The organism is Mycobacterium sp., from assembly GCF_036488105.1.
Classification (GTDB): domain Bacteria; phylum Actinomycetota; class Actinomycetes; order Mycobacteriales; family Mycobacteriaceae; genus Mycobacterium.
This window is the reverse complement of record NZ_DASXHW010000512.1, coordinates 1-5795: the sequence shown is the minus strand read 5'-3', so window position 1 is coordinate 5795 and position 5795 is coordinate 1. Positions and strand designations below refer to the sequence as shown.

The 5795-nt window shown below is 67.1% G+C and carries 6 protein-coding genes and 1 pseudogene; 1 reads left to right on the top strand and 6 read right to left on the bottom strand.

The window, feature by feature from the left end; genetic code table 11:
- A pseudogene (locus VGH54_RS26930) lies at positions 1–166 on the top strand (SAM-dependent methyltransferase); the annotation flags it as partial.
- A gap of 3 nt (positions 167–169) precedes the next feature.
- Here the strand turns inward: VGH54_RS26930 and VGH54_RS26925 are convergent.
- The 6 genes from VGH54_RS26925 to egtA all read right to left on the bottom strand — a co-directional run.
- Positions 170–718 (bottom strand): hypothetical protein, encoded by a 549-nt coding sequence (locus VGH54_RS26925; RefSeq protein ID WP_331515187.1) that lies wholly within the window; start codon positions 716–718, stop codon positions 170–172.
- A gap of 89 nt (positions 719–807) precedes the next feature.
- On the bottom strand, positions 808–1941 hold the full coding sequence (egtE, locus tag VGH54_RS26920) for an ergothioneine biosynthesis PLP-dependent enzyme EgtE (protein ID WP_331515186.1): 1134 nt from the start codon (positions 1939–1941) through the stop codon (positions 808–810).
- Positions 1938–2903, bottom strand: coding sequence for an L-histidine N(alpha)-methyltransferase (egtD, locus tag VGH54_RS26915; protein ID WP_331515185.1), 966 nt, complete (start codon positions 2901–2903; stop codon positions 1938–1940). The genes egtE and egtD overlap by 4 nt, the downstream gene beginning before the upstream one ends.
- The gene (gene egtC, locus VGH54_RS26910; RefSeq protein ID WP_331515184.1) at positions 2903–3601 is read right to left on the bottom strand and encodes an ergothioneine biosynthesis protein EgtC; all 699 of its coding nucleotides are present in this window, start codon (positions 3599–3601) and stop codon (positions 2903–2905) included. Before egtC ends, egtD begins: the two co-directional genes overlap by 1 nt.
- Positions 3601–4905 (bottom strand): ergothioneine biosynthesis protein EgtB, encoded by a 1305-nt coding sequence (gene egtB / locus VGH54_RS26905; RefSeq protein WP_331515183.1) that lies wholly within the window; start codon positions 4903–4905, stop codon positions 3601–3603. Before egtB ends, egtC begins: the two co-directional genes overlap by 1 nt.
- A partial coding sequence (egtA, locus tag VGH54_RS26900) for an ergothioneine biosynthesis glutamate--cysteine ligase EgtA (protein WP_331515182.1) occupies positions 4902–5795 on the bottom strand: 894 nt, incomplete at its 5' end. The genes egtA and egtB, both read right to left, overlap by 4 nt.

Here is a 5795-nt window from a genome sequence, read left to right as displayed (position 1 = left end):
GGTGAGTAAGCACTGGCACATCGACGAGATTCGGCCGGCGTTCATCCACGCGTATATCCCACCGGCACCGGCAGATTCGGACATTCCGATGCCAGCGCACGACCGCGACGAGAAGGGCCGGATGAAGCTACCGGCCTACCTGCTCACCGCGCACAAGGCCGGCTGAGAGCTACGAGAGTAAGGTGGAAAAGGCCGACCCGAGAACCTCGAAGTTTCCAAAAGGTGTGATGAACAGATCCGAGATGCCGGAGTTGGCTCCGCTGGGAACATCGAGCCATTCGTTCTCGAAACCAAGGCCGAAGTTGGCGAGGTCGATCTGTGTACCGCTCGGGACTAGAAAGCTGCTGTTCGGACCAAGAACAATGAGACCCGCATTCGTCAGAAAATCGTCGTTGGTGAAGGACCCGATCGTCGTCTCAGTGTCTATGCCGGTGAAAGCATCCGGGAACCGCACCGTGTTTGTCGTAGCGTCTGAGATACCCCAATTCTCGGCTCCGGTCACTTCGTTGATGAGCGGCGGGTATCCCTCGACCTGAGTGGGAGCGAAGGTTGTGATGTCGGGCGTGAAGTCGTAGGTGTCGGCGAAGGCCACCGCCATCGGTAGGAACGCTGCCCCGAGCAGGCCTCCGGCAACGGCACCAATCGTGAGCATCGCACGGCGCTGACTGGTTGTCATTTCTTCCCTTACCTTTCGGGTGAACGGGGTAGCCGGACCCACTCCTTGCCTGTGAAAAAGCTGAGAAGCCTGACGTTAAGCAGCGCCGCAGCAAATGTCAATGCTGCGGTTTCGCCAGACCCCGAGCTTGGCTAAACCGCGGCCGTCGCCTCGACGAGCGCCGCCGCGAAGGTCTCCAGATCGTCGCTACTGGTGTCCACGTGCGGCGAAATCCGCAGCACCGGTGTCGTCAGCTCCAGCGGTGCCCGCTGGATTCCGACATAGGTGGTGAGGATTCGTCGTTCCGCGATCAGCCAGCCGCGGATCTTCGCCGGGTCGGCGCCGTCGAGGGGTGCCAAAGTCGTGATGGCGCTTGGCTCGTCGACCGCCTCGACCACCCGCCACCCGGACACGTCGGCGAGGACGGTCCGGCCGATCCGGCCCACTTCAGCCAGGCGAGCCCACACCGCAGCCGGGACCGACGCGACGTGTTCGCCGACCGCTACCGAAAAACCCACTCGCGCAGCGATATTGGCTTCACCCAGCTCAAGTCGTTGGGCGTTCGACAGCGACGCCGCCCACTCCGGCGGCGGCAGCCGCGGGCGCAGCCGCTGCATCAGCGCCGGGCGCACAGCGAGGACACCCACGCCACGTGGCCCAGCCAGCCATTTGCGTGAGGAGGCATAGACCGCGTCGGCGCCGACCGAGCAATCCACCTGACCGAGCGCCTGGGCGGCGTCGACGACAAGTGGAAGTCCTAAGTCGCGGCACAGCTGCGCCATCTCTTGCAGCGGTTGGACCACCCCGCGGTGACTGGCCACCGCCGTCAGATGCACCAGATCCGGCGGTTCGGCAGCCAGGCTGATCGCCGCCTCATGAATCGCGACCCGGCCGTCGGCGTCGGTCGGCAGCGTCCGGCGGGCGAAGCCGTGCACAGCCATCAGGGCCAGGTTGGGACCGTATTCGCCGGGGAGGCAGGCCAGCGTTCGGCCGCCGGGCGGCCAGCTGGACAACAGCAGATCCAGCGCGTGCTGCGATCCGGTGGTGAACACCACCTCGGCATCGGGCATGCCGGCAAGGGCGGCGACCGCAGCGCGTCCGGCGTTGAGGACGGGTGTGGCCGCCTCCGCCGCGACGTATCCGCCCACCTCGGCCTCGTGCCTGGCGTGCAAGGCCGTCGCGTCGAGCACCGCGAAGCTCTGCCGGGAACACGCGGCGCTGTCCAGGTGCAGCCCGGCGACCGACGGCCGGGCGTCCCGCCAGGCGTCGGCCAGGCCGGCGTTCACTTCGTTGACAGCGACAACCCGAAATCGCCGGCGGCGTCGGTCCACCACCCGGTGAGTCGCAGACCTGCCTGCGCCAGCTCCCCGGCCACCCCGTCGGCCCGGAATTTGCAGGACACTTCGGTGAGCACCTGTTCCCCGGAGTTGAAGTCAACGGTCAGGTTCAGCGCGGCGATGCGCACCCGCTGCGCCCGCTCGGACCGCAGCCACATTTCCATCCGCTCTTCTGCCGCGTTCCAGCTTGCGACATGGCGGAACGCATCGACATCGAAGTCCGCGTTGAGTTCTCGGTTGATCACGGCGAGCACATTGCGGTTGAACTGTGCCGTCACGCCGGCGCTGTCGTCGTAAGCCTGGACGAGCCTATTGGCGTCCTTGACCAGGTCGGTGCCCAACAGCAGGCTGTCACCGGGTTGCAGCACCTCAGCCAGCGCCGCGAGGAACTCGGCGCGTGCATCGGGGACGAGATTTCCGATCGTCGAGCCCAGGAACACGAACAGCCGGCGGCCGCCGTTCGGGATTTTGGCCAGGTGCTCTTCGAAATCGCCACAAACAGCGGCAATTTCGATGCCGGGATATTCGCGCTGGATCGCGCTTCCGGCGGCCGACAGCATGTTCGCATCGACGTCGAACGGCACGAACCTGCGCAACGCACCACCCTCACGCAGTGCGTCCAGCAACACCCGGGTCTTCTCCGAAGTCCCACTGCCCAATTCGACCAACGTGTCGGCACCGGTGGCCGATACGATCTCCGCGGCACGAGACCGCAGGATCTCCGCCTCGGCGCGGGTCGGGTAGTACTCGGGCAGCCGGGTTATCTGGTCGAACAGGTCACTACCTACTGAGTCATAGAACCACTTGGGCGGCAACGACTTCGGAGAACTCTGCAGTCCGTCCCTTACATCACGGCATAGTGCCTCGAATGCCGAATCCGCGGCCAGGTGGTTGGACAACGTCAGTGTCATCAATTTCCCTTCGTTGAGTTCAGCGCGGTCAACGTGACCTGGTCGGTGGTGACTTCGACGAGGTGTCGGTCGGGAACGTCTTCCCAGCCGGGTTGGTCGTCGTACGGCTCGCTGGCCAGCACGACACCGTCCTCGCGTCGCAGTATCGCCAGGGTGTCGCCCCAGGTGGTGGCAAGAAGTCGAGAACCGTTGCCCGCCAAGATATTCAGCCGCGCATTAGTATCGTCGCCGCCCACCTCAGCGATCGTCTGCCCCAACGCGTCCAACCCGCGGTCGAATATCAATGCAGCGAGAATCGCACTGTCGCAGATTGATTCGGCTGCGGCACTGGTGGGCAGCACGTCCCGGTCGACGACTCCGTTGTGCGACAGCAGCCACTGTCCGTCGGTGAACGGCGCCGTCGCGCTGGCTTCGATGGGCATACCGACGGTAGCCGAACGCACCGCAGCCACCACGCAGTGACTGCGCAGTGCCGGTGCGATGGAGTCGAAAGAAACATCTCCCCATAGCGGTGCCGCACTGCGCCATCGCCGCGGCGTCACCCCGTCGAAAAAGCCCACGCCCCAACCGTCGGCGTTCATCAACCCGTGCTTTTGCCGGCGCGGAGCGTACGACTGCACCCGCAAACCGTGCGGCGGGTCGAGCACCAGCGAGGAGACCGAGGCTTCGCGCCCCAGCCAGCCGAGGTGGCGGCACATCAGGGGCGTCCCCCTGCGTCGGTGTCGACGGACCACGCCAGCCGGACACCCGAGAAGATCTGCCGCCGGTAAGGATGGTCCCAGTTTCGGAAGCTGGGCCGCACAATGGCCGACTCGACTGCCCAGGCGCCGCCGCGCAGCACCTTATAGTCGGCGCCGAAGAACGGCTCGGAGTAACGCTGGTAGATCATCGGGGTGAATCCCGGCCACGGCTCCAGCTCCGAGCTGGTCCACTCCCACACGTCGCCGAGCATCTGCTCGACACCGTAGGCCGATGCGCCGGCGGGATACGCGCCGACGGCTGCCGGACGCAGCGCGTCGCCGCCGAGGTTCGCGTAAACCGGCGACGGGTTTGCGGCGCCCCAGGGATAGCGTCGGCGCGTGCCCTGCTGCGGGTCCCACGCGCACGCCTTCTCCCATTCGCGTTCGGTGGGCAACCGGGCCCCGGCCCATGCCGCGTAGGCCTCGGCCTCGAAATAGCTGACGTGCTGGACCGGTTCGTCGGCGGGGATGTCCTCGACATGGCCGAACCGGGTGCGGGTCTGCGCGTCGGTGTTCCAGAACTGCGGCGCGGTCAGGTCTGCGGTCTGGCGGTGGTGCCAGCCCCGCGCCGACCACCACCGGGGCTGCCGGTAGCCGCCATCGTCGACGAACTGCCGCCATTCGCCGTTGGTGACCGGGACGCGGCCGATGCGGAACGTCGGCACGTCCACCACGTGGGCCGGGCGTTCGTTGTCCAGCGAGAACGGCTCATCGGCGGCGTCGACACCCAGCACGAACGGGCCGCCGGGCACCTCGACCGACGTCCCGGCAAGTCCGGCCCGACCCGCCGGGAGGGCGCGGGCCTCCAGCAGCAGCGGTGGGCCGGTGCGCAGATTCAATGCCTGCAGCATCGTTTCGTCGTGCTGGTTCTCGTGGCTGACCACCATCCCGTACACGAAATTGTGGTCCGGTTCGTCGGGTAGCTGCTCGAGAGCGTCCAGCGACGCGGCCCGCACGGTACGACAGTATGTTCGCGCGTGATCGGGCGACAGCAACGGCAGGTCGACGCGGCTGGCGCGGGAGTGCACGAAGGCGTCGTAGAGGTTGTCGACCGCGCCGGACAGGATTCCCGGGCGGTCCGGGTCGCCGCCGCGCAACAGCCAAAGTTCCTCCTGTTGGCCGATATGCGCTAAATCCCAGACCAACGGGCTCATCAGCGGGTCGTACTGGCGGCGGAGCTCGGCATCGTCGAAATCCACCAGCCGCAAGGTTCTCATCCGCGCCCGGTGCAGATTGCGGACCAGCGCTTCGCGTGACGTCAATGTTCCCCTAGCGCCAGCTCGGTCACCGTCGCCGCGATGCCGTTTTCGATCACCCGGTCGGAGAAGTCGTCGGCCGGACAGCGGCCCCGCTCTACCGCCTCGACGAGGCGCCGCATCCCGTCGGCGAGCCCGGCGGGTGCGCGTTCGGCCGCGATGGCCACGCACTGGTTGGCCGCCGAGAAGATGCGCTGGTCATCGAGCCCGACCCGGGCTGCGGTGTCCCAGGCCGTGGCGACGGGTTCGACTACTTCGGCGGCCTGTGCAGCGGCGGCCGGGTCGTCGAGCAGCGTCACCAGCGTGAAGACCACCGCGGGCCAGACCTCGCCGGGCAGGCCATCCAGATAGCGGATCTCCAGCCACTGCCGTGGACGCACTGGCGGGAACAGCGTGGTCAGGTGGTATTCCAGGTCGTAGTGGGTTGGCCGGCGACCGCCGAGCAGCTCGCGGCCGTCGGCCCAGTCGGCAAACGGCACGCGACGGGTGACCGGTACCGCCTCGGGGCTGTGCACCAGCATCACCGGCGCCTTGAGCGCGTAGCGCGCCCAGTCGGTACCGGGATCCTCGCCACTGGCCGTGAGGATCGGCCCGCACCGAGCCGAGTCGAGCTGACTCCACACCCGCTGCCGGCTCGAACGCCAGCCGGTGAACTCTCCGCTCAACAGCGGCGAATTGGCGGCGATCGCCACCATGACGGGCCCGAGAGCGTGGGCCAGCCGCACCCGGTCGCCCCAGCCGGCTTGCGGACCGGCGTCGAGGTTCACCTGCACCGACGCCGTCGACGTCATCATGGCGGCGCCCGCAACACCGGTGTGGCTGGCCCTGAAGAACTGTTCCATCGCCGCATAGCGCGCGCCCGGATTGATGCGCTTGGCCGGCCGCAGCGGGTCCGC

Excerpts from the sequence above, each read along its gene's own strand:
- egtD (WP_331515185.1), bottom strand. The coding sequence starts at position 2,903 with ATGACACTGACGTTGTCCAACCACCTGGCCGCGGATTCGGCATTCGAG.
- egtC (WP_331515184.1), bottom strand. The coding sequence starts at position 3,601 with ATGTGCCGCCACCTCGGCTGGCTGGGGCGCGAAGCCTCGGTCTCCTCG.